This is a genomic window from Vibrio sp. M60_M70, from assembly GCF_037162085.1.
In the GTDB taxonomy this organism is placed as follows: Bacteria; Pseudomonadota; Gammaproteobacteria; order Enterobacterales; family Vibrionaceae; genus Vibrio; species Vibrio diabolicus.
In genome coordinates this window covers 529,708-553,066 of sequence record NZ_JARLUL010000002.1, presented here as the reverse complement: position 1 = coordinate 553,066, position 23,359 = coordinate 529,708, and the positions used below count along the sequence as shown (strand labels likewise).

General features: G+C 44.7%; 17 protein-coding genes and 2 pseudogenes. 9 read left to right on the top strand and 10 right to left on the bottom strand.

What is annotated here, in order from left to right:
• Window positions 1-16 precede the first annotated feature (16 nt).
• From P4S59_RS18260 to fhuB, 3 genes and pseudogenes are all read left to right on the top strand, one after another.
• Window positions 17-802: an ABC transporter ATP-binding protein gene (locus P4S59_RS18260; protein ID WP_047008474.1), complete on the top strand. Its 786-nt coding sequence runs from the start codon at window positions 17-19 to the stop codon at window positions 800-802.
• Window positions 793-1,721, top strand: a pseudogene (locus P4S59_RS18255) (iron-siderophore ABC transporter substrate-binding protein). Before P4S59_RS18260 ends, P4S59_RS18255 begins: the two are co-directional and overlap by 10 nt.
• Window positions 1,718-3,685 (top strand): Fe(3+)-hydroxamate ABC transporter permease FhuB, encoded by a 1,968-nt coding sequence (gene fhuB, locus P4S59_RS18250; protein WP_337168816.1) that lies wholly within the window; start codon window positions 1,718-1,720, stop codon window positions 3,683-3,685. Before P4S59_RS18255 ends, fhuB begins: the two are co-directional and overlap by 4 nt.
• A gap of 99 nt (window positions 3,686-3,784) precedes the next feature.
• On the opposite strand, the gene P4S59_RS18245 is transcribed toward fhuB, so the two are convergent.
• The 8 genes from P4S59_RS18245 to P4S59_RS18210 all read right to left on the bottom strand — a co-directional run bounded on the left by P4S59_RS18245 (window position 3,785) and on the right by P4S59_RS18210 (window position 12,689).
• Complete coding sequence (locus P4S59_RS18245; protein ID WP_005392418.1) at window positions 3,785-4,633, bottom strand: mechanosensitive ion channel family protein; 849 nt, start codon at window positions 4,631-4,633, stop codon at window positions 3,785-3,787.
• Between the two features lie 96 nt (window positions 4,634-4,729).
• Window positions 4,730-6,070 carry an HlyD family type I secretion periplasmic adaptor subunit gene (locus P4S59_RS18240; protein ID WP_047008476.1) on the bottom strand — a complete coding sequence of 447 codons (1,341 nt, stop codon included), beginning with the start codon at window positions 6,068-6,070 and terminating at the stop codon, window positions 4,730-4,732.
• The gene (locus P4S59_RS18235; protein ID WP_337168815.1) at window positions 6,045-7,763 is read right to left on the bottom strand and encodes a type I secretion system permease/ATPase; all 1,719 of its coding nucleotides are present in this window, start codon (window positions 7,761-7,763) and stop codon (window positions 6,045-6,047) included. The genes P4S59_RS18240 and P4S59_RS18235 overlap by 26 nt, the downstream gene beginning before the upstream one ends.
• A gap of 152 nt (window positions 7,764-7,915) precedes the next feature.
• Window positions 7,916-8,506 (bottom strand): calcium-binding protein, encoded by a 591-nt coding sequence (locus P4S59_RS18230; RefSeq protein ID WP_337168814.1) that lies wholly within the window; start codon window positions 8,504-8,506, stop codon window positions 7,916-7,918.
• A 207-nt stretch (window positions 8,507-8,713) separates the two neighbouring features.
• The gene (locus P4S59_RS18225) at window positions 8,714-9,370 is read right to left on the bottom strand and encodes a LuxR C-terminal-related transcriptional regulator (RefSeq protein WP_316684268.1); all 657 of its coding nucleotides are present in this window, start codon (window positions 9,368-9,370) and stop codon (window positions 8,714-8,716) included.
• A gap of 228 nt (window positions 9,371-9,598) precedes the next feature.
• Window positions 9,599-10,267 carry a LuxR C-terminal-related transcriptional regulator gene (locus P4S59_RS18220; protein ID WP_337168813.1) on the bottom strand — a complete coding sequence of 223 codons (669 nt, stop codon included), beginning with the start codon at window positions 10,265-10,267 and terminating at the stop codon, window positions 9,599-9,601.
• 248 nt (window positions 10,268-10,515) lie between these two features.
• Window positions 10,516-10,716: a restriction endonuclease subunit S gene (locus tag P4S59_RS18215; protein ID WP_005392406.1), complete on the bottom strand. Its 201-nt coding sequence runs from the start codon at window positions 10,714-10,716 to the stop codon at window positions 10,516-10,518.
• A 56-nt stretch (window positions 10,717-10,772) separates the two neighbouring features.
• Window positions 10,773-12,689, bottom strand: coding sequence for a methyl-accepting chemotaxis protein (locus P4S59_RS18210; RefSeq protein WP_005392399.1), 1,917 nt, complete (start codon window positions 12,687-12,689; stop codon window positions 10,773-10,775).
• 310 nt (window positions 12,690-12,999) lie between these two features.
• Here P4S59_RS18210 and P4S59_RS18205 point away from each other — a divergent pair, with 310 nt between their 5' ends.
• From P4S59_RS18205 to P4S59_RS18180, 6 genes are read left to right on the top strand one after another with little or no spacing between them, the layout of a single operon-like run.
• Window positions 13,000-13,956 (top strand): AAA family ATPase, encoded by a 957-nt coding sequence (locus P4S59_RS18205; RefSeq protein ID WP_005392397.1) that lies wholly within the window; start codon window positions 13,000-13,002, stop codon window positions 13,954-13,956.
• Window positions 13,957-13,970: 14 nt separating this feature from the next.
• On the top strand, window positions 13,971-14,897 hold the full coding sequence (locus tag P4S59_RS18200; RefSeq protein WP_005392395.1) for a DUF58 domain-containing protein: 927 nt from the start codon (window positions 13,971-13,973) through the stop codon (window positions 14,895-14,897).
• 38 nt (window positions 14,898-14,935) lie between these two features.
• A complete protein-coding gene (locus P4S59_RS18195; protein ID WP_047008481.1) occupies window positions 14,936-15,412 on the top strand; it encodes a DUF4381 domain-containing protein in 477 nt (158 codons plus the stop codon).
• Window positions 15,405-16,409: a vWA domain-containing protein gene (locus P4S59_RS18190; RefSeq protein WP_337168812.1), complete on the top strand. Its 1,005-nt coding sequence runs from the start codon at window positions 15,405-15,407 to the stop codon at window positions 16,407-16,409. The genes P4S59_RS18195 and P4S59_RS18190 overlap by 8 nt, the downstream gene beginning before the upstream one ends.
• A complete protein-coding gene (locus P4S59_RS18185; RefSeq protein ID WP_337168811.1) occupies window positions 16,402-18,363 on the top strand; it encodes a VWA domain-containing protein in 1,962 nt (653 codons plus the stop codon). The genes P4S59_RS18190 and P4S59_RS18185 overlap by 8 nt, the downstream gene beginning before the upstream one ends.
• 4 nt (window positions 18,364-18,367) lie before the next feature.
• On the top strand, window positions 18,368-20,014 hold the full coding sequence (locus P4S59_RS18180) for a BatD family protein (RefSeq protein WP_337168810.1): 1,647 nt from the start codon (window positions 18,368-18,370) through the stop codon (window positions 20,012-20,014).
• Window positions 20,015-20,130: 116 nt separating this feature from the next.
• On the opposite strand, the pseudogene P4S59_RS18175 reads toward P4S59_RS18180, so the two are convergent.
• Window positions 20,131-22,252: pseudogene (locus tag P4S59_RS18175) on the bottom strand (GGDEF domain-containing protein).
• Window positions 22,253-22,579: 327 nt separating this feature from the next.
• On the bottom strand, window positions 22,580-23,329 hold the full coding sequence (pstB, locus tag P4S59_RS18170; RefSeq protein WP_005397884.1) for a phosphate ABC transporter ATP-binding protein PstB: 750 nt from the start codon (window positions 23,327-23,329) through the stop codon (window positions 22,580-22,582).
• Window positions 23,330-23,359: the final 30 nt, after the last annotated feature.

Here is a 23,359-nt window from a genome sequence, read left to right as displayed (position 1 = left end):
CTCCTGAGAGCCATCCATGTTTCAACTGTCTAATATTGAGATCGTTCGAGGTGGACGTCAGATCCTCGGCATCGACCAACTTAACATCCCAACGAATGAACTAACTGTCGTTTTGGGCCATAACGGTTCAGGCAAATCGACACTGGTGAACCTGCTTTCTGGTCAAATGTCACCAGATAAAGGCACGGTAACACTAAACGACACTTCCCTTTCATCACTCAAAGCCAAAGAGCTAGCAAAGCAGATAGCCTATTTGCCACAAAAGCTGCCCTCCTCAGCTGGTTTAACGGTAGAAGAGCTAGTGCGCTTAGGCCGCTTTCCGTGGCGTGGCGCACTTGGTCGTTGGAAAACAGAAGACAAACAGATCATCACGCAGGCTATGGAACGAACAGGAGTTACACCTTTTGCTCAAGCTTTGGCGGATGACTTATCAGGCGGCGAACGCCAACGTGCTTGGGTGTCTATGCTACTGGCTCAACAATCGCCAATTTTAATTCTCGATGAGCCAACCTCGGCGCTCGATGTTCACCATCAGTTTCAACTAATGGCGCTGCTGGCAGAACTGAATCGAACCGAGAACGTAGGCATTATCGTGATCCTGCACGATTTGAACTTAGCACTGCGCTACGCAACCCACATAGTTGCGCTCAAAAAAGGTCAAATTGCGTTCGAAGGCAACGCCGACATGTTGCTAGATGAGGAGCGCCTTTCTGAGTTGTATGAGTCACCGATTAAGCTCATTGATCATCCAACTCCAGCCAACACATTGGCGAGCCAAAAGGTGGCTGTTGTATGTGCATAATAGCTCGTTTACTTACTGTGGTTACACAATCTGCTTTTCTGTTGGCATTTTTTATGACTAATGCAAATGCAGTCATCACCGTTACCGATGAATATGGTGAGCATAGTTTTGAGCAAGCGCCACAACGCGTTGTTGCCTTAAACTGGGACATCTTAGAACAAGTTTTGGCGCTAAACGTAGAACCAATCGCAGCCCCAAATTTACCAGGCTACCGCCAATGGGTCGTCAATCCAACTGCACCAGAGTCAATTGAAGATATTGGAACCCGAGCAGAGCCCAACTTAGAAAAAATCGCCAGCTTGAAGCCAGATGTCATCCTTACTGCGTCTCCACAGCAAGACTTGATTCCGTTACTCAAACAAATTGCTCCGGTAATCTATTTACCTAATTTTTCTGAAAGTGAGGCCGCAGCTGAAACGGCCATTCGTCATTTTCGTACGCTCGGCAAGCTATTCAATAAAGAGGCACTTGCTGAACAGAAACTGGCAGAATTAGATGCTTCATTTGCGCAGATGCGCCAGCGAATTCGCCACTATTACTCTGAACCACTCAGTGTTCTGGTGATGCGTTTTTCAACGCCGAATACGGTGTTTCTTGCAACCGAAAATTCCACCACAGACTACGTGGTCAGAAAGCTGGGATTACTGGCTCCAATTAAAGAGGACCCACGTGCGTGGGGGTAAAGCAAGATCGGATTAATCGACTTCAAAACCTTCACAACAGCTATGTTCTCTACGTACAACCTTTCCCAGAAGAACGCAAACTGAAAGATTCGCCACTTTGGCAAGCGATGCCGTTTGTAAAGAAGCAGCGGGTAAATTCAGTCAGAGCAGTGTGGGCGTATGGCGGTGCTATGTCTTTGCAATACACCGCTGAAGCGATTACCGACAGTCTAATAGAGTTGGCACCAAAGCAATGAGAACGAAACATTATATTGGTTATCTGGCGCTGATTACGTTACTTAGCGTCTTTAGTCTACAAATTGACACTAATTTATCACTCTTCGAACAGTGGCAATTATTAACAAAACCAGAGGTAGCGAGCGAATTTCGTGACGTATTTTTTACGCAAGCTCAGCTTCCTAGGTTAAGTATTACTCTGCTTGTTGGTGCCATGCTTGGTCTCACCGGCAGCTTAATGCAGCAATTAACGCAGAACAACCTCACCTCGCCGTTGACTCTTGGCACCTCTTCTGGCGCTTGGCTTGCATTAGTTGTGGTAAATATTTGGTTCGTCGATTGGGTAGCAGATTACTCTGCATTAGCCGCAATGGCGGGGGCTTTAGTGGCGTTTGGCCTGATCGTATCAATTGCCGGTGTGCGTAATATGACAGGTTTGCCGTTGGTCGTTTCGGGGATGGTGATCAATATCTTGCTCGGTTCTATCGCCACAGCCATTATTATTTTAAACGCTCAGTTTGCACAGAATATCTTTATGTGGGGGGCAGGAGACCTTTCTCAATACAGCTGGGATTGGTTTGAGTGGTTATTGCCTCGCTGCGCTATCGCTATCGTAATTTTGATCGTCGCACCACGTATTCTGACCTTAATGAAACTAGGACAAGAAGGCGCAGCAGCCCGAGGCTTAGCGGTATTACCTGCTTTTAGCACGTTAATGGTGATGGGTATTTGGCTGGTATCAGCCTCAATCACCGCAGTTGGCATTATCAGCTTCATCGGATTACTGACACCCAATATTGCCAGAGCTATGGGGGCAAGAACACCGCGCGACGAATTGATCACCAGCATGCTTTTGGGCGCAATGCTACTAATCATCACAGACTCTGCCGCTATCTCGCTGAGCTTATGGTTAGAGGAAACCATTCCTAGCGGCGTAGCGGCTGCAGCTATTGGCGCTCCCGCTTTAATTTGGTTTACTCGTAAAAAGCTGACGGCAACCGATCAACTTAACCTTTCAATGAGCCAAGGAAAAACGGCGCTTTCTAAACGCGCGGTATGCAGCATTGCGCTATTCAGTCTGGTTGGGATTCTAGCTTACTCATTCGTTACCCATGGTATGAACGGAATTCAATGGTCCGTGCCAGGTGAGTTCCAATGGCAATTGCGCTGGCCGCGAATGTTAACCGCACTTTCTGTCGGTATTGCGCTATCCGTTGCCGGAATCATTTTGCAACGCATTGTTTACAACCCTCTGGCAAGTCCCGATATTCTCGGTGTGTCTTCCGGAGCCACGTTTGCCATTATTACGACCGGAGTCATCACTGGGTCACTTCTCTCCGCATTCAACTGGGGCATCGCTTTTTTCGGAAGTATGTCCGTCTTGATGTTATTGCTGATTATCGGTAAACGAAGCCATTTTAATCCATCTAACTTCGTGTTGTCCGGCATCGCACTAACGGCACTATTAGAAGCCCTTGTTCAATTTTCACTAGCTCAAGGTTCTGGTGACAGTTACAAAATTTTATTGTGGCTAACTGGTTCAATTTATCGAGTCACAGCCGACACCACACTGATGCTATGTTTGGCAATAATGGTTCTGCTTACCGCTGTATTCTCGATTTCTCGCTGGCTAACATTAATTTCCATCGGACGACAATTCTCAAATGCACGAGGACTTAACCCCACCGTAGCCAATACGCTAATGCTCACCATCGTTGCTTTATTATGCGCCTTTTCTACCGCTACAGTTGGTCCGATATCTTTTGTTGGCTTGGTCGCTCCCCATATGGCGATGATGTTAGGAGCAAGAAAAGTGAAAGAGCAACTAAGTGTCGGAGCCTTAATTGGTGCAACCCTAATGTTGTGGGCAGATTGGCTGGGACAAATCGCTATTTATCCAAGTCAGGTCGCAGCTGGCACATTGGTCGCTATTTTAGGCAGTACTTACTTTCTGTTTTTAATGTTGAAAAGTAAATTCAGCTAAGTATCCAGGGAATATAGTTAGAGCTGGAAATACCGTTAGAAAAACAAACCCCGCTATGTTTGATAGCGGGGTTTGTTTTAACTGGCGTACGACACTTCTCTATTTTTCACTCACCACAGGAAAGCGCTGCTCATAAAGTTCCATAAAGTCTTTACGAATCAAATGCTCCAAGTGGTTAGCTTTATCGGTCGGGCAGAAAATCATAACATGCAAAATCTGCTCACCATTGATATTACTAGAAATGTGCATATGTGGCTCTGCACCGGGAAGATCGACCCCCGCGTGTTTTTCAATCATCGCATTGTAGCGATGCGCAACATCACTGAAGTAGCTACAATGCTCTTCAATCTTGTCGGTCAAGATTGGTAACAGAGGATACAAATTAACGAAGTCTTTCACCACGATAGAAAAATTGTGGTAGACGTAGCGCTTCATAAAATTGAGGTTCTTTACTGGGTAAGTAAAAAACATACTATTGGGTAAGGTCGCGGTTTTTCCGGTGTAGTGATATTGCCCATGGTGCAGGTCGATCTCTTGAATCACCGTCGCCATCATATTGTGCTCGATCACTTCGCCGCACAGTTTACCGACCTCAATCCAGTCACCGACACGAAAAGAACGTGAGCTTGCTCTTTGAATCGAGCCTGTAAAACACAAAATTATCTCTTTGGATGCCACAACAATGGCAACCGCTATCGCCGTGACACTTAGAGCAAACTCGTTTATTTCTGATTGCCATAAAATAAATAAAATCAGTAATGTAACGGCAAAGGTGCCGTTCTTAGTTCTGGACATCCAGCTGCGCTGATCTTCAGAAAGAAAGGCATGGTCACCACGAATCATCGATAAAATGGTACGACGAATTAACCACATAATCACAAAGATCAGTGCGGTAAAAATCAGTTTATGAGTGAGAAGAAAATCGACGACTAACTGCACTTTCTCCATTCCACGGCTCCCTTAGAATTAAAATACGGCCTAGTAACGGGTAACCATAACAAATTATTTTGTCAGTTGTCCGTGTTCACTCAAGTACTTTTGAGATTACTCTTCTCTAAAGGCGCGATTCATGCTTTCAGTGATTGGCTTTATTAAATAACTTAAAGGCGTTCGCGGTTCAGATAAAATAAGCACTTCCGCGTTCATTCCTGAAGTTAAGCGGTGTTTGGCTACATCTTCTTGCGAAATTGCAATTCTAGCGAGGTAAAAATCCTCTTGGTTTTCTTGTGAAAGCTTATCCGCAGAAATCGTTAACACCGTGCCGTCTAATGGTGCCAACGTTCTAGCATTCAGAGCGGTCAGACGAACATGCGCCTGCTGACCTGGGTTAACTAGATCGATATCCTGAGGATTCACGCGAGCCTCGACTAACAACTTATCGTCTTGAGGAACCAACTCTAATAGCGTTTCACCCGAACCAATCACACCTTTTTCGGTAAACACCTGCATGTTGACCACACGGCCTGCAATAGGTGCATTGATGGTTGTTCTCGCTACAATATCTTGGGCTGAGCGATACTCTTCACGGATGGCGACGATTTCCTTTTTGGTGTTTCGTAGCTCCTCGACAATCTCATTTAGTCTTTCAAGCTTCAACTCTTCAATTTGCGCTTGGTTTTCATCCAACCTTTTGCTTACTGTGAGTGATTGTCTATCTAACTGACTTAAGGTACTCCGCACTTCCGCCGCAAGACGTTTGAGTTGAAGTAAGGTGGATTTACCCGAAAAGCCTTTTTGAACTAGAGCTTGGTTACTGTCTATTTCTTCGGCGATAAAATTGAGTCTTTCTCTCTCAATTACTTTGGTTTGCTGGAGGTTTTCCAGCTCCAAATTTGCCCCAGAAATACTCTGCTCAATGATGCTCAGCTTACTATCAAAGAATCGCTTTCTCGCTTCAAAGATCTTGTTTTGAACCAGTTGAGCTTCTTGGACGATATCGACGCGAGGAATACTTTCAAGATCATCAGACCATACGATCGTTGGCAATTCATCTAGCTCAGCACTTAGACGGTTTTCCTTCGCTAGAGTATGAATAAACTGACCACTTAATGAATCCAACTTCGCCATAGCTTGTCGCTTAGAGAGTTGAATTAATAATTGACCTTTTTCAACTAAGTCCCCCTCCTGCACGTAAAGCTTTTCAATAATGCCGCCTTCTAGATGTTGAATTTCTTGTCGCTTAGTGAGAACAGACAAATCGCCATAAGCAATCGCAGCACTCTCTAATTTCGCTGTCGCAGCCCAGTAGCCTAGACCGCCAAGAAAAACACTTAGCGTCACCACACCAAGTAAAATTGGCTTTCGAAAGCTTAGTTTCGCTTGCGGACTAAAACGATAAACGGTTTCAGACGGATGCTGATTAACGGCTGGCAGTTGATTGCTCATTTCTTACCCTTGGAATATCTGTTCTTTCTTCGCCCATCAAGCGTTTTAATACTTCATCTTTATCACCGTATAATTTGACTCGACCTTCAGCCAAATACAGCAATCTATCCATTTGTCGTAATGTACTCGGATTATGGGCAATGACGATAATCGTTGATCCTTGCGCCTTTAAATGGGCAATCAAACGTTGATATGCAGCCTCTCCTTCACCATCAAGGTTGGCATTAGCTTCATCGAAAATCACAATAGATGGATCGCCATAAACGGCCCTTGCAAGTGCGATTCTCTGCCTTTCTCCTCCAGATAAACCACGGCCATTTTCGCCAATAACGAAATCATAGCCTTTGTTTTTCTTGAGTATTAATTCATGACATCCTGCTAGTTGCGCCGCCTTGATGACTTTAGCGGGGTCTTCCTCTTTGAAGCGCGCGATGTTCTCCCGAATTGTGCCAGGAAACAACTCTACTTCTTGAGCGAGATAACCAAAATGGGCGCCGCGGTCTTCCGATGCCCAAGTAGACACTTCCATACCATCAAGCGTAACCTTACCTGCTAATGGCTTGATCGTACCTAATAACAACCGAGCAAACGTCGATTTACCAGTACCAGAAGGGCCAATAACTCCGACAGCGACTCCGGGAGGAATAGATAAGTTGATCGATGAGAGTACAGGCTCTGCTGTACCAGGATGGCGATAAGCAAGTCCAGTAAGTTCATAGTGTCCTTTTGGCTTTGGCAGTGGCATATTCGATTCATCTTGGCGCACGATTGCGTCGATTTCTTTTAGTCGTTTATACGCGCCTTTAGCAGACATAGCACTTCGCCATGTTCCAATCGCCTGCTCCATCGGCGAGAGTGCCCGACTCATTAAAATGGAACTCGCGATCATCGCTCCCGCAGTAATCTCATGTTGGATCACTAACCATGCTCCGCCTCCCAACAAAAAGATCTGTAGTGAACCACGTACAAACTTAGAAAAGTTAGCCATGTAAATGGACTTACCTGCCACTCGCTCTTCGAGCACATTGACTTCATTCACGCGCGACTGCCATTTCTCTAAAAACGCGTTCATCATCCCCATCGCAAGAATTGAGTTGGCATTTTGCGTGGCTAGCTCGGCGTTGTTGATATGAGAGATCGCCCTAACTTCACTTTCTTGCATGGTTTTACGCGTCATTAGCTCATTGAGTAGCCCGAGACTAAACAATACGATAGACCCGAGTAACGCGATGTGACCCAATACTGGGTGCAATAAATATACGAACAAAATAAACAGCGGTGTCCAAGGCGCATCCAATAGTGGATAGGGTGCTTGGCTGCTCAAAAAGCTTTTGAGGTTCTGAATGTCTCGCAGCGTTTGCGAGGTGTAACTCTTCCCTGTGTGCGATTGGTATTGAATGCTGCGCTTAAGCATAAAAGTGGACAGTTTGGTGTCCATCCAATAACCAAATGATTTACTCATTTGCGCGCGAGCGATATCAATAATCGACATGGTTAGTAACGCGACAATCACGATAATAGTGAGCAAAAGTAGAGTATCGGTTGAATAGGAGGATATCACTCGGTTGTACACTTGAAGCATGTACAAGGGAATCGAGAGGACTAGTATGTTGATAAAAAGGCTAAAAGCGATTAGCAAGCCCGCAAGCGTGCATAGTTTTTGTCTCACTTCTTTGAAAACCGTTTTTTGCACGACTATTTCCGTTTAAATTGAAAATGTAGGCGCTAGCAAAAGCTAGCACCTAACTTAAGACAGCCTCAAATACACTCTAGAATGACCGAGTTAGTTCACCTCAGCGTGACAGAGCCACACAAACTGATCCCATTCTGAGTGATTTAAGTCATTTAGATTGCAAATAAATCCGCACCGTAAGTATTGATATCAGTTTCGGTAACGCCAATGAGTTTCACGGTTAGATCGACACCATCGGTAAACACGGCATTACCTACAGCATCATAGCTAAAGCTTAAATCACCGAAGTCTGTGACCGAGTCGCTAATAATGTGCAAAGAATCTTCACCAATGGTGAAATCCACAACTTTTGCTTCGCCATGGCCACCAAACTTATCCGTGAACACAAACTTATCGCCATTGCTGCCGCCTACTAGAACATTATCACCAGAACCAGCTACGAGAATATCTTCACCGACGCCGCCATTTAGTTTGTTGTCACCCAACAAACCCAAAAGCAAATCATTACCTGTACCACCGCCGAGGTAATCGTTTCCTGTACCAGCCCTTAGGATGTCATCACCAGCACCACCAGTTAGGCGATCATCACCGTCGCCGCCGATCACATAATCGTTACCGCCACCGCCAACAAACGAATCATTACCACCAAAACCAATAAACAAGTCATCGCCGCCATCGAAATCAGCAAATTGGTTATTTACACCTGCATCGCCTAGATACGTGTCATTGTCACTTGTGCTCATTTTTATTCCCTCTTGTCTCAATAATTGAATAGACCTTTTATTCTATGTCTGAGTAGATTTGTAACAGACATGAGAAGTCTAATAGTCAACCGAATAGGAATAAGTTTGAATATGGGATGATATTTCAGACTGACATTTTAATAATAAATATAAAACTTAGTACTTTATAGAGTATTTTCTTTTTATTACAGTGAGTTAATACTAGTACTACAGATTTCGCCTAGCCCAACTTGTTGCTTGCGTACGGTTCTTTACTTCTAACTTTCTAAAAATATTGTATAGATGTGATTTAATAGTATGCTCACTGATAAATAAAGAATCAGCAATTTCCATATTTGAGCCTCCTTCTTTCAACATTTTTAAAACTTGAATTTCACGCCGAGTAAGCTCTACCTCGATAGCAGGCTCAATAATGCTATTCGCATCTTTTCCTCGATAATAATTAACCAGCTGATCCAGTAATCTCCGAGACAGCCAATTATCTCCTTTTATTATTGCTTTTAACCCCTGACACACCTTGTCCATGGAGTCTCCCGGACCGAATATACCCTTTACATGCGGCCATGAGGCGAGTTCTTCTGTGTCTAAGTCATAACCTAAATTAAGCATTATGGTTCCTAGCACTTTATTACTATCTTTTAAATAAACTAAAGTTTCGGATGGAATCTCAACTGAAAAATCAACAAGCAAAAAGTAGCGTTCCGGAATGAGTTCGTGATAGCTAGGGTTTTTAGTATCTATGATCGTTATTTTAGTTTCTATATTTTTAGAAAGCATTTCCTTAAAGTTTTCACTCTGTAAACTTTGTTGAGTGAGCATTAGGACTTCAGGCTTTTCCATATACTGTTCCATAATGTTTCTCATACTTTCAGTGACTTAACATTCTTAAATTCGTCGTTAATCGCCCGCACTTAGTGTGATATGTAAGTGCTAGTCCACAGAGTAAAGTTATTTGCTACTTTTTTAAATTCCAAAGTTATTAAAAAGAGAATCAAAAAAAGCGTTTCTCATAAAAGAAACACTTTTAACACATTTAGGTCACAGTAATGATTAAGAATTCACTAAATTAAATAACGCAATATTTCAAGGACATTACACTGTTAACGAGTTATCCGAAATATTTTCTTTCGCCCAAATAAGTGCTTGGACTCTATTTTTTACTTCAATCTTCTTGAAAATATTGTGTAAATGAGTCTTTACCGTATTCTCGCTCACAAATAGTTGTTCGGCAATTTGTTGATTGGAAGCCCCCATAGAGAGAAAGGTAATTATTTGTTGCTCTCGTTTGGTCAAAATAGCGGGAACATTCTTATTTATCGGTTTGCAGTGGCGACGAAGGTGAGTAATGTATTGCTGAGAAAACTTACGACTGAACCACATATCCCCCTGAAGCACCTTACCAATCCCAACTTGCAGCGTTTTTATATCATCAGAAGTATAGAAAATACCTGCTAGAGTACGCCAAGTAAAAAGATCTTCAGTCGAAATGGATTGATCACAATTAATTAAGATTTCGAGCGTATCTTTCTGTTGCGACTCTTTAAATTCCGAATAACGCCGAAATATTTCATCAGTGATCACGCTGCAATCAACAATAATGGCTGACGCTAAAGGCGAATCTAACGCTCCTTGAATAAGAGAGTCTGGTATGATTAGAGCAACACTAATACCGAGTTTGGTCTCCAATACATCTTTCAGCAGAGATGACTGCAGACTGCCCTCCGTGATTAAAATGACATTTCTTGTTTTTTGTTGCTCCATCCTGATCGCATTCCCTTGGTCGCTTTTATTGAAATACGCAATAGATTTAGATAGAGCAGTAGTATTGTCAAGTATGAAAATAACTAGTACTAATTAATAACTCATTGAAGTGTCAATAATTTTTAAGTGGCAAGTCTGTAAGAGGTATTAGCATTTTTCAGGCATTAACAAAGGGAGCATACACTCCCTTTTTTGTATTTGAGTTGGTGATTTTGTCGCGCCCGTTAGAGCCGAAACCTCACCCTAGCTTAGTGAACTGGAACAGAGTTTTTTTGGTTAAATTTACCAAAGTGTTGCTCTAGCACTTCTGGCGTCAACTTACCTTCTGCTTCCAGCTTTTTTAGCTCAGCGACGATCGCTTTTTGCTCTTCTAGCGACGGCAGTTTTACTTCTGGCTCCTGAGCGGCTTCCTGAGAAATCTGCTCTAGTTCTTTTTCGAAGTCATTCATAGTACTTACCTAAATTTAGTTAGTGAACTTTTAAACTTCGGCTATTCTATCCAACTCTATAGCTTGAAGCTACCAACCATCTTGTCCAAACGTGAAGAGAGCGCTTGAAGATCACGACTTGCATCCGCCAGCTCTTCTGCCGTTGCCGTTGTCATTTCATTGATCGCGTTGATTTCTTCAATGTTTTGGTTAATGGTATGCACCACAGTGGATTGCTCTTCCGTCGCCGTCGCAACTTGCGTATTACGATCAGAGATGTCTGTAATTCGCTCAGAAATATTGACTAACACTTCCACGGCTTCATCGGTTGAAGCAACCCCTTCAATAGTGACCGCTTTACCCGCTTCCATCGCACTTACTGCGTCTTGTGCGTCACTTTGAAGTTGGTTGATCATCCGTTGGATCTCTTCTGTTGAGTCAGCTGTGCGTGACGCTAGGTTTCTGACCTCGTCAGCAACCACCGCAAAACCACGACCTTGCTCTCCAGCACGTGCAGCCTCAATCGCGGCGTTCAACGCAAGCAAGTTGGTTTGTTCTGATATGTCACGAATTACGCCCAGAATCGAGCCAATATCTTTAGTTGTCGATGCCAGCTGCGTGACGACAATATTGGTCGTTTCTACGTCATCAGCTAGGCGGCTAATCACCTCTTTGGCTTTCATAACCACTTCACGACCCGTTTGAGTATTATCAGAAGCCTGATTTGCCGTATCGGCAGCAGTAGCCGCGTTCGATGCAATTTCGCTGATGGTCGCACCCATCTGGTTAATCGCCGCAACAACTTGAATGGTTTGATCACGTTGCTCTTGGCTGTTGTCATGTGTGGATGTTGCTTTCGTCGAAACACTTTCTGCGGCTTGACTTAATGAGCCACTGGTTAAAGCAACTTCTTTCATTGTGGCGTGGATCTTCTCAATAAATCCGTTGAAGCCTTTTGAAAGCTGAGCAATTTCATCATTACCCTGAATTTCAATGCGCTGCGCCAAGTCGCCTTCACCTTGCCCAAGGTCGGTAAAACGATCGGCAATCAGTCGAATTGGTTTAGTAATACTATTTGCCAACCATACGCCCATCAGAATGAATACAACGGCGACAATGATGGTCGTAAACAGCATTTTTTGCGCAGTAGCATTTAGGTCCGCGAAGACTTCATCGACAGGAACTACACCAATGACAAACCAATTCATTGAAGGAACATACAAACTGGAAACAAACGTGTCCTGCCCTTCAAAGTCCACATTAATCAAATTGAAGCTGTTTTTATTCAGCAGTGCACTCGCATCACTACCAAATAGCTTGGTGATAGAAGTTTGGTTTTTACCTTGTTGACGATGTATTTGAATCTCACCCTGTTCGTTAGTGAGGAACACATAACCCGTATCTTCAATTTTAAACCCATTGAGCAGCGCAACCATGTCGTCCATCGACTTTGAAAGACCTGACATTGATGTACCATTTAAGTCTTGGTAGTTGGCAAACATTTTTACTTCGCCGTTTGCCTCTTGGAAAACGCTCACTGACGTTTCTTGACCAGAAGACGTAAAGCCAAAGAACCAAGCATCTTGAGTTCGATTAAGCTGACGCAAGAACCCGTTTTGATTCCAGTAATATGCCGTTTGACGATTGGCTACCGACGCATCATTAAGTCCGTACTGGGATTTAACGTTATTGAGCTGCTGAACTAACTGAACTTCTACCGACGGATCGCGGTCTGTATTAGATAGAGCTTCGACAATAAACTCGTTTGTTGCGAGCTGTTTTGCGGCTTGTTGCATCTCTACAACTTCGCGGTCAATTTCTGTATTGATTTGCTGCAGCATCGCAGGTAGTTCGATATCAATAAGACGGTGGCTCAACACATCTCTTGCATGACGCTGAGCCATAACACCAACGATAATTGTTGATGCTAAAACAGCAAACGTAATACCAAGTACAACCTTCTGTTTGATGCTCAAGGAATGAAGTTTCAACATATTCGGACCTTTTAAAAGAATCACTTGTTATTGGCCCCATAAGGGGAATCTGGTGCATATCTCATGACACGCACATCACAGAAACTTTATCGGCTCACATATACAAAACTAGAGGCATTTCTCACTATATTATGAAAAATAAATGTAACGCTCTGTCAGATAAGAACTTTCAGTGATAGCAAGTACTTGCAATTCTCTGCAGAGTCCCAATATTGAAAAGATAAATTGCGAAAGCGCATTGGAACTTTTTCCATCTGGAAAATGACCAATACTCAACACAAAAATCAAATGGATATCGAGAGTCCAAAGCATGCATAAATCTAACTTCGAAACTCTTCAGCAATACCTAGAGTCGCAGATCATTGGTCAGCAAGATCTAGTCAAACAACTGCTTGTTGCCCTTTTGGCAGATGGACATATTTTGGTTGAGGGCCCTCCTGGACTGGCAAAAACCCGTGCAGTAAAATCACTCTCAGATTGTGTTGAAGGCGACTTCCACCGAATTCAGTTTACCCCTGACTTGCTGCCAGCCGATTTAACCGGCACCGATATCTTCCGCCCCGAAACCGGAGAGTTCACTTTCCAATCTGGTCCTATCTTCAATTCTCTTATCCTTGCGGATGAGATAAACCGTGCACCGGCCAAAGTACAAGCGGCGATGCTTGAAGCAATGGCAGAGAAACAAGTCACAGCAGGTCGCCATACTTACCCGTTGCCAGAGTTGTTTTTGGTCATGGCGACTCAAAACCCGATTGAACAAGAAGGGACTTATCCACTACCTGAAGCACAGCTAGATCGCTTTTTATTACATTTAGAAGTGGAATACCCAGATGCGGAGCATGAGCTATCTATCTTGCGTATTAACCGCGGTGAAGCAAAAGGCGAAACTACCGTCGAGCGCCCAATGTTAAGCCAACAAGATATCTTCACTGCGCGTAAAGAAGTGTTGGATATTCATATGGCGGAAACGATAGAGCAGTACATCGTCCGTTTAGTTATGGCAACACGTCGAGCCAGCGAATATGACACTGAGCTGGATAAGTGGTTGTCAATGGGCGTTAGTCCACGTGCCACCATCGCTCTGGATCGTTGTGCCCGCGCGCACGCTTGGCTTGCAGGTCGTGATTTTGTGTCCCCAGAAGATGTTCAAACCATGGCTTATCCGGTTTTGCGCCACCGTTTATTACTGAGTTACCACGCTCAAGCGGAAGGCATTACGGCAAACCAAGTCATCGATAAGCTGCTAAATCTCGTTGGCAGTGCATAAGACGGGTGAGTGATATGTCCACAACGCATCCACTACCACCTCATGCAAATGGGGTGACATTAACTCTTGAAGAGCTGCTGCAATACCGCACTCAATCTGTACGTTGGTTGCCACCAGCACAAAGTATCTGGTCGCAAATGAGCGGTAACCATACCAGCCGCCAAAAAGGACGAGGTATGGATTTTATGGAAGTACGCCAATACCAACCTGGCGATGATATCCGCAGTATTGATTGGCGGGTAACTGCTCGTACCGGGAAAGCGCACACGAAGCTATTTGCAGAAGACAAAGAACAAGCTGTGATTCTTTACCTTGACCTGAGTCCTAGCCTGCATTTTGGGTCTAAGTATATGCTTAAGTCGGTTCAATTGGCCCACTTTGCCAGCGTGTTGATTTGGCTCACTTTGGCTAAAAAGGATCGCATCGGTGCGGTGATTGACGATGGACATCAATGTTTTGAGTTTCGCCCTTCCTCTCTACAAAAACAGGGGCTGCGGATTCTTAATGCTATCGTCGATACACATAACGCGCAGGTGGCTCGTACTGCCAACAACGAGGCTCGTACACTGCCGTATACTCAGGTGTTAGAAACACTTCATACACTGACACCTAAGGGCAGCGAACTGATTATGCTCAGCGACTTTGCCCACATAAGCGCAGCAGAGTTGACGCAGTTACGTCGACTAAAACAGCACAATAGTGTGAGGGCTATTCAGTTTTATGATCCTTTAGAAAGAGGTGAAACAAACTTTAGAGGTCAAGTAAAAGCCTCGGATGGACAACGTAGTCAATGGTTCAACTTTGGCTCCAAGGGCCAAAGAAAGGAACTCGAAACACACTTTACTCAACACCAAGAAACCATTAAACAGCAATGCCATTCGATGGCGATTCCATTTAACACGCTATCAAGTGGTTGGCCCTTGATTTCACAATTAAGCTAACAAACTGTACAAGCAGCATTTATTAAGCAGTAATAATAATGACAACAAACAACCAAAGCCTAGACCTTGAACCTCTGATTTTACCAAACGCTCCGGATTGGTTTCCGCTCGCTTGGGGATGGTGGGCAGTGCTTGCGGCCACCGTACTTTTCGTTTTCAGCATTTATCTTTATACGAAGTGGCGTAAAAAACGCCTACGCGCGCAAAAGGCAGCCTTAAAACTTTTAACTCAATCTGTCACACCTCATACCCCTTCCTCTGCTCTAGAAATATTGCGTCAGGCGGCATTGAGTTACTTTCCGCGTGAGGAAATCGCGCCATTAACTGGAATCGCTTGGTATGAATTTCTCGATAGCCATACCAAAGAAACTCGATTCGTAGACAAACAACATCAGTGGCAAGAAGCGCTGTATCAGAAATCCTCTCAAGAAAATCATCAAAGCTTGGTCGATGATTGTGTCTTTTGGATAACTCACGCTTTGCCACCAAAGAAAAAGGCAAATAACCGTGACTGAGCAAACACTCATAACCGATCTTGCCCAATGGCTAAACATTGAATTTGTCTGGTGGTGGGCACTATTTTTGCTGCCTGTCCCCTGGCTGGTATACAAGCTCCTGCCACAAGAATCTCAACAAGCCGAGATCAAATTGGCGTACTTACCAACTAATGAGAATGGCAGCAAGCCTAGGCAAGCCCTGCAAAAATCACTATCAATGGCGATCTGGGTTCTTCTTATCATTGCTTGTGCGCGTCCAGTTTGGTTTGGTGATCCAGTTGAGTTCCAACCCAAATATCGGGACTTGATGTTAGTCGTCGACCTATCTGGCTCGATGCAGCAAGAAGACATGGAGCTCAACGGCGAATACATCGACCGCCTCACCGCTGTCAAAAAAGTTCTGTCTGATTTCGTGGCAAAGCGAAAAGGCGACCGTCTCGGGGTTGTTTTGTTTGGCGATCACGCGTATTTGCAAACGCCACTCACTGCAGACCGTAAAACCGTCATGCAGCAGATTAATCAAACCGTCATCGGCCTGGTTGGTCAACGAACCGCCATTGGTGATGGCATTGGTCTAGGCACGAAAACCTTTGTAGACAGTGATGCTCCGCAACGAGTCATGATTTTGCTTAGTGACGGCAGCAACACTGCCGGTGTGCTCGAACCGCTCGAAGCAGCGGAAATCGCAAAAAAATACAAAGCGACCATTTACACCGTAGGCGTAGGTGCTGGTGAAATGATGGTGAAAGAGTTTTTCATGACTCGTAAGGTTAACACCGCAGCCGACTTGGATGAGCAAACACTAACTAAAGTGGCAGAGATTACTGGTGGACAATATTTTCGGGCGCGAGATACTGATCAGCTCGAAAAGATCTACGACACGATCAACCAGCTCGAGCCCGTGTCAAGCAACACGCAAACTTGGCGTCCGCAGTCAGAATGGTTCCCATACCCATTAAGCGCTGCATTCGTACTGTCGGTATTGTTATTCCTACTGAGGAGAAAACATGGCTGAGTTTATTTTCCTTACCCCTTATTGGCTTTTTGGGCTTATCGCAATCCCTATTGCGCTCTTGCTCAATCACAAATTTAGAGCAAAAAAATCGACACTGATTGCCCCTCACCTAGCTAAAGTGCTCGGACAAAACACGCAGTCCAAACACTATTTTATTCTCTGGGGCGTAGCTTGGGCGATTGCCTGTATTGCGCTAGCGGGACCAAGCTGGCAATCCAACGCTCGCCCAAGCTTTGAGTTAAACCAAAACCGCATTTTAGTGCTTGATATGTCTCGCTCGATGTTCGCTACGGACATCAAGCCTAATCGACTCGCGCAAACACGTTATAAGGCGCTGGACTTACTTCCTAAATGGAAAGAAGGGGCTACGGGTCTTATTACTTACGCTGGCGATGCCTATAACTTAAGTCCACTGACGACTGATTCCAGTACGCTTGCCGGCATTATCGAGAATTTGTCACCAGAGCTAATGCCTTTTCAAGGGGCAAACCTGCCTTCCGCAATTGAATTAGCGCTCAACCAGTTCTCTCAAGCAGGTGTGCAACAAGGCGACATCATCGTGTTAGCTGATGACCTCGATGAGTCAGAACTGTCTCGCGCGTTGAATTTGGTCGAAGGTAAAAACATTCGGATCTCTGTTCTTGCAGTAGGAACCGCTAATGGTGCTCCCATCGCCCTACCCGATGGTTCTCTTTTAAAGACTGCACAAGGCACAACTGTCGTAGCGAAAACAAATCTGAAGAATTTACAAATACTAGCAAAGAAAACAGGTGGAATTTTTGTTCCTATTCAGCACACCAATCGCGATGTTGAGAACATTTCGGCCTTTACGAGCAACGTTGGCAGTCAACTTTCGGCCAAGAAGAGTGAAGAAGTGAGCACTGACTCTCGCTTAAACGGTGGCTTTTGGTTGCTGCCGCTGTTACTTCTGCCTGCAGCTTTACTGTTCCGACGCGGCCTGATTTGGATGTTTGTGGCCACAATAATACCGATGACTTGGACACAACACGCCGAAGCAAATCCGTTCTTAAATGCCGACCAACGAGGAGCGGAACTCTACAAGCAAGGTGAGTATGAACAGGCGCAAAATCTATTTACAAACCCAAGCTGGAAAGGGGCAGCCAGTTACCAAAAAGGTGACTACGAAGCCGCTATCGAAGCATTTTCTCATGACGCCTCTCCTAACGGCCGCTATAACCTTGCCAACTCTCTGGCGCAAAATGGTCAATTAGAAGAAGCGGCAGAGCTTTATAAAAAACTGCTTGAAGAAAAGCCCAACTTTGAAGCTGCAAAGAAAAACTTGTCGGTTGTGGAACAGAAGCTGAAACAGCAACAGCAACAGCAACAGCAACAGCAACAGCAACAGCAACAGCAACAGCAACAGCAACAGCAACAGCAACAGCAACAGCAACAGCAACAGCAACAGCAACAGCAACAGCAACAGCAACAGCAACAGCAACAGCAACAGCAACAGCAACAGCAACAGCAACAGCAACAGCAACAGCAACAGCAACAGCAACAGCAACAGCAACAGCAACAGCAACAGCAACAGCAACAGCAACAGCAACAGCAACAGCAACAGCAACAGCAACAGCAACAGCAACAGCAACAGCAACAGCAACAGCAACAGCAACAGCAACAGCAACAAAAGTCTCAAAACGGTGAGAAGGAAGAGCAAGGACGACAGTCACAAAATCAGCAAGAATCTGAAAATAAAACAGAAAAGCAAAAAACAGAGCAACATCGACCGAAACGAGGTGAAAAGCAGGCTCAGGAACAAGGTGAACCAATGCAGGCTCAAGTACAGCCAAAAAATACGCATCGGGATGATCCTGAATTCCGTCGTCTAGAAGCAGTCGAAAGCGCTCGCGATCCAAGCTTTTTGATTCGTGCACAAATGCAGCTTCAAGCTCAACAAAAACAACCTCCACAACAATCTCAAAAGGAGTGGTAAGCCCATGATGAACAAAGGCGTACAACTGATCTTTATTCTTGTGGCCAGCCTATTATCCAGCTTCTCGGTGATGGCACAGACGCTTCAAGCAAGCGTCAATAAAACACAAGTTGCTAAGAATGAAGTGATCAACCTCAGAATCATGGCAGATACTGAGCTCAGCTCAGATGCAATTGACTTTAATGTACTTGAGAACGACTTTTTCTTGGGTCAACCTCGTTATGGGCGCTCCAGCAATAACATTAACGGAAGAAAATCTGTACGTACTGAGTGGAGTATCTCGATTGCGCCGATGAAAGAAGGTATTCTGACTATTCCGAGCTTTTCCGCAGATGGTATGAGAACGGAGCCAATAAAGCTTCGTGTCACCGCAAGCCAAGCTGAACCCAATCTCGATGACCTATTTAGCTTTAATATCAGTGTCGACAACAGCACGCTGTACCCTCAACAATCTGCGACATTACGTATGCAGCTTTTGATCAAAGCAGATACCCGCCGTCTTGATAACCCACAAATTGTGCCTCCACAGATTGAAGGCATGAAGCTTGAAGCGATTGGTGGCTTACAGCAGGGACAAAAGATCTTAAATGGATTAGAAGTAGCGGTCATTGAACAGTCGTTTCGCTTAACGGCGAATCAGCCGGGTACTTACACCTTGATAGGTCCTAGACTGACAGGCTCTTACATTTATGGCGACAGCTTGACGGGCTCTACCAAGATCATGCCAATCAACACCAAAGCTGAGCAAATGCCTATCGAGGTAAAACCAATTCCAAGTGAATTTGAAGGGGAATGGCTTCCAGCTTCAGCGTTAGAAATGACGCAGAGCTGGCAAGACGATCAAGGTAATCTACTGTCGGTTAATGCGCTCAACACTGTCAAACAGGGCTCTTCACTCACTCGAACCATTCAAATTAAAGCTCGCGGAACACAAGCCGAATACCTTCCACGAGTAAGTATTGATTATCCAAGTTCACTACGGGTCTACCCAGAACAGCCTCAATTCGACAGCGCGAGAGATGGCACCGTTATCATGACCGTGAAGCAAGTCATTATCCCCACTGAGGCTGGGTCATATACCTTGCCGGGATACCATTTGAACTGGTGGGACAGCCAAAATGATGAAGCGAAAAAAGCGACGTTACCAGAGCTACAATTAGAAATAGAGCAAAGTGACACCGGGCTTATCACATTGCCGGAATCGCCTCTGCCAACACCACCTGAGTCAGCCATCAGTCCCGAACCAAACGGTGGAGTGAGCAGCCTCTGGCAAACCCTGACCTTTGTTTTCGCTGGGCTTTGGGTGGCGACGTTAGGAATCGCGATTTGGGCATGGAAGAAGCGTCCTATGACGGCGAGTAAAACGGTTTCGAATACCGAGCAACCTCTTTGCGTTGATGCGTTGAAAAAAGTCATCAATGAAGGGGACGCTGCTAAAATTGAACGCTCAGTAAACGAGTATCTAAACACTCACCGAGACAGGTTAAGCTCTGGTGATGTGCAGGCAGTAAAACAAGAGCTTGACGCCATGAACCAAGCGCGTTTTAGTGCCAATCAACAATCTTGGCATCCAGACTCGCTACTGGCAAAAATTCAAAACCTTGGCAAAGCAAACGTAACGAAAACCGACCACCAGCTAGAAAAACTATAAATAAAAATGGCAGCTCAAGTGAGCTGCCATTTTTCTTGTGCGACCAAACTCACTTTAGCAGTTTTATCTAAAAATCAACCAAACTGTCTCAGTAACTTTGATGTTATGAGCATCACTTATTCAACAAAAGCTTGATGATCGTACTCATATCGCCTTACGCAATTTCGACCATGACTCTTCGCTTGATAGAGTGCCTTATCCGACAGCTGGTAAAGATGGTCGAAATTAAAGTCTTTGCCTTTCGTTTTGTAGCAAGAATAACCGACTGACACAGTGAGCAACTCCCCTTCTGGGTTGTGTTGGTGTTTGATGCCTTCATCTTCAATGCATTGACGAATACGTTCCGCTCTCTGCTTTACCGCCTCTTGATCAGAGCCGATCATTAGTAACACAAACTCTTCTCCACCAATGCGACAGAAAACCTCGTCTTCACCTTTGGTATGATGATCCAAGATATGACCCACGCGCATTAGTGCGATATCCCCTTCGAGATGGCCATAGTGATTGTTAAATAACCCAAAGTGATCAATATCAATCAGGATAAGACCAAAGGACATCGCTTCCTCACACTCTAGCGCGCAATATTTCTGCATCACATGTTCTAACATACGGCGATTGCCAAGACGTGTCAGAGGGTCAAGTTTAGAAAGTACCTCAAGCTGTCGGTTGGCTTCTTCCAACTCTTTGGTTCGGTTCTGTACTTCTAACTCCAGGTTTTCGTTTAATCCGCGAATCGCCTCTTGCGCTTGAGTGCGCTGCAAAACCTCCGCTAGACTGGAAGCGAACATACGAATCACTTCACGTAGCTGAGAAGTCAGCGGCGCGCGCGTCAATAAGTTATCAACGGCAATAAAAGCGATGGGCCCGCTGCTATTCGAAGTCAAAACCGTCATCGCAGCCCAGCCAAAGCCGACAATATTACAGTCATGATAAATAGGAACGGATTCCTCAAATGCCACTTCACTAGGCACGGCGCGAGCTAAATTGATCAACGAAAAGTCTTGTGTCTCACCAAAGAAATAAGACTCATCCACCACATTGCCTTGAATGTCAGTCCCCCAAGTACCTTGCATGTATGAGCAATTTTCATCGGTCAAAAACACCGCCATCCGATCAATACCAAGATTTTTGATGGCAAAAGTGACGGCCGATTTACATACATCACTGACGGTTGTACAGCGTGATAACTCAACCATGCTTGAATGCAACATACGCACGTTCTGCTCTTGGCGCTTTCGAATGTAAATTTGTGAGAAAAGGAGCCAAACGAGTCCAACATCTGTTTTTGATACGCAGTTATCGGCTTGCGGTGAATAAAGTTATCAAGCGCGAACCAACCAAATGGCTCATTGCCATCACGTAGAATCAACATCGCGTTCCACCCCTGCCCAACCACTTTACCTGCTGTGTATATCGGCGCATCTTCCACGCTCACTAGGTTGCTCTCAAGGCTTGACAGCGCAGCGATGTATTCCTCACTCAGTTGATGAAGGTCGTACTGCGTGTGGAATTCATCGATCGTAATACCAGACTCATCCGTGCCGTATGTACCGCTGAAACTTCGCTTTTTCATGTCCAGCAGCATCAGTGTGGTGCGGTCAAACCCCAACCGTTGACGTAGCGCTTCGACGGCTTTGTAATACAAATCTTTTAAGGAATCAGGGTTGGAGATCTCGAGTGCAACTTGCTGAACTAACTTCATGTTCTCGATAAAGCGCTCGCGTTGGTTAATTTCATCGACATATTGCGCTTCACGAATGTCTCTGTGTCTCATCTCTTGCGACGCATTTTTCTCGGCGCGAATGCACTGCCAACGCGCCGCTGCAAGCTGCATTGCATCATAGCTTTCTTCATAGATATTGTGTGCCGTGCGAGCATGAACAGACTGAATCAGTAGGTAGGTGCGTTTGATAGGCGTGTTATCGAGCATCATTATGTAACTATCTCCACCTAAATCTTTGGTGTGATTCCAGTTACAGTATTGATCGCCAGAGGAATGATGCTTTCAGAAGTGTCAAACTGACTCGCCCACTCCCAGAAGCTGTCAGGATAGCTTTGGATTGGGTAAAGCTCCCCGCGAGAGAAACTCACAGAATAACGGGGATTGATTGAAGGATCTTCAAAAATGGCTAAGGCTTGAGGGGAGAACAAACTCTCTAAATGATCAAATATCGCCTCCGCTAATAAGCGATGATCCCTCGTTGAAGACACTTTTCTTGTAAAACTTCTTAAACTCACCCTACCAACCTAATCTACTTTTTTATTCTCGATAAAAAACTACTTAGGCCATCATATGCAATCAATACAATCAAATTTGAGCTGTTAAGTCATTCGCAAAATTATCAGACTTAGTTTCACATTCGAGAGCCCTTCAGCACTTTTATAACCGTATTTCACATAAGTTACATGTTCTATAAAAAGGGGGATATTTGTGCTTCCTTGCAAGAATTATTGGTATAGGTTGGTGTTATAAATCTGCAGCTTGAAAAGAAAAAGGCCCCTCAAAAAGAGGGGCAAAGTTACCATCGCTTATAGTTATTTAGTTATGCTTGTAAATATGGCGAATTAACCGAAATCACCATTTACGTAGCCTTGAGTACGGTCATCTTGAGGGTTGCTGAAGATCACTTGAGTATCGTTATGTTCAACCAGTTCGCCCATTAGGAAGAATGCAGTACGGTCAGAGATACGACGCGCCTGTTGCATTGAGTGGGTCACAATAACGATGGTGTAGTTCTTCTTTAGCTCTTCCATCAGTTCTTCGATTTTATGTGTCGCAATTGGGTCAAGTGCCGACGTTGGTTCATCCATCAGGATTACGTCCGGCTCCATCGCGATCGTACGTGCGATACAAAGACGCTGTTGCTGACCACCCGATAGACCAAATGCGTGTGACTTCAGACGATCTTTCACTTCGTCCCAAAGTGCTGCGCCGCGTAGTGAACGCTCTACCACTTCGTCAATGTGTTTCTTGTCTTTGATACCTTGAGCACGTAGGCCGTAAGCCACGTTTTCGTAGATGCTCATCGGGAATGGGTTTGGCTTCTGGAACACCATGCCAACCTTGATGCGAAGATCCGCGACATCAATGTTGCCGTAAATGTCTTCGCCGTCCATCGCCAATTTACCCGTAATTTTCACGCCTTCTATTAGGTCGTTCATGCGGTTCAAACAACGTAGAAGCGTTGATTTACCACAACCTGACGGGCCGATAAGTGCCGTTACTTGGCGAACTGGAATTGGTAGGTTGATCGATTTCAGTGCTTGGTTTTCACCGTAGAATAAGTCTAGGTTTTCAATATCAAATTTGTTCATTTTCTTAATCTCTTAAATCTTGAATTCGTG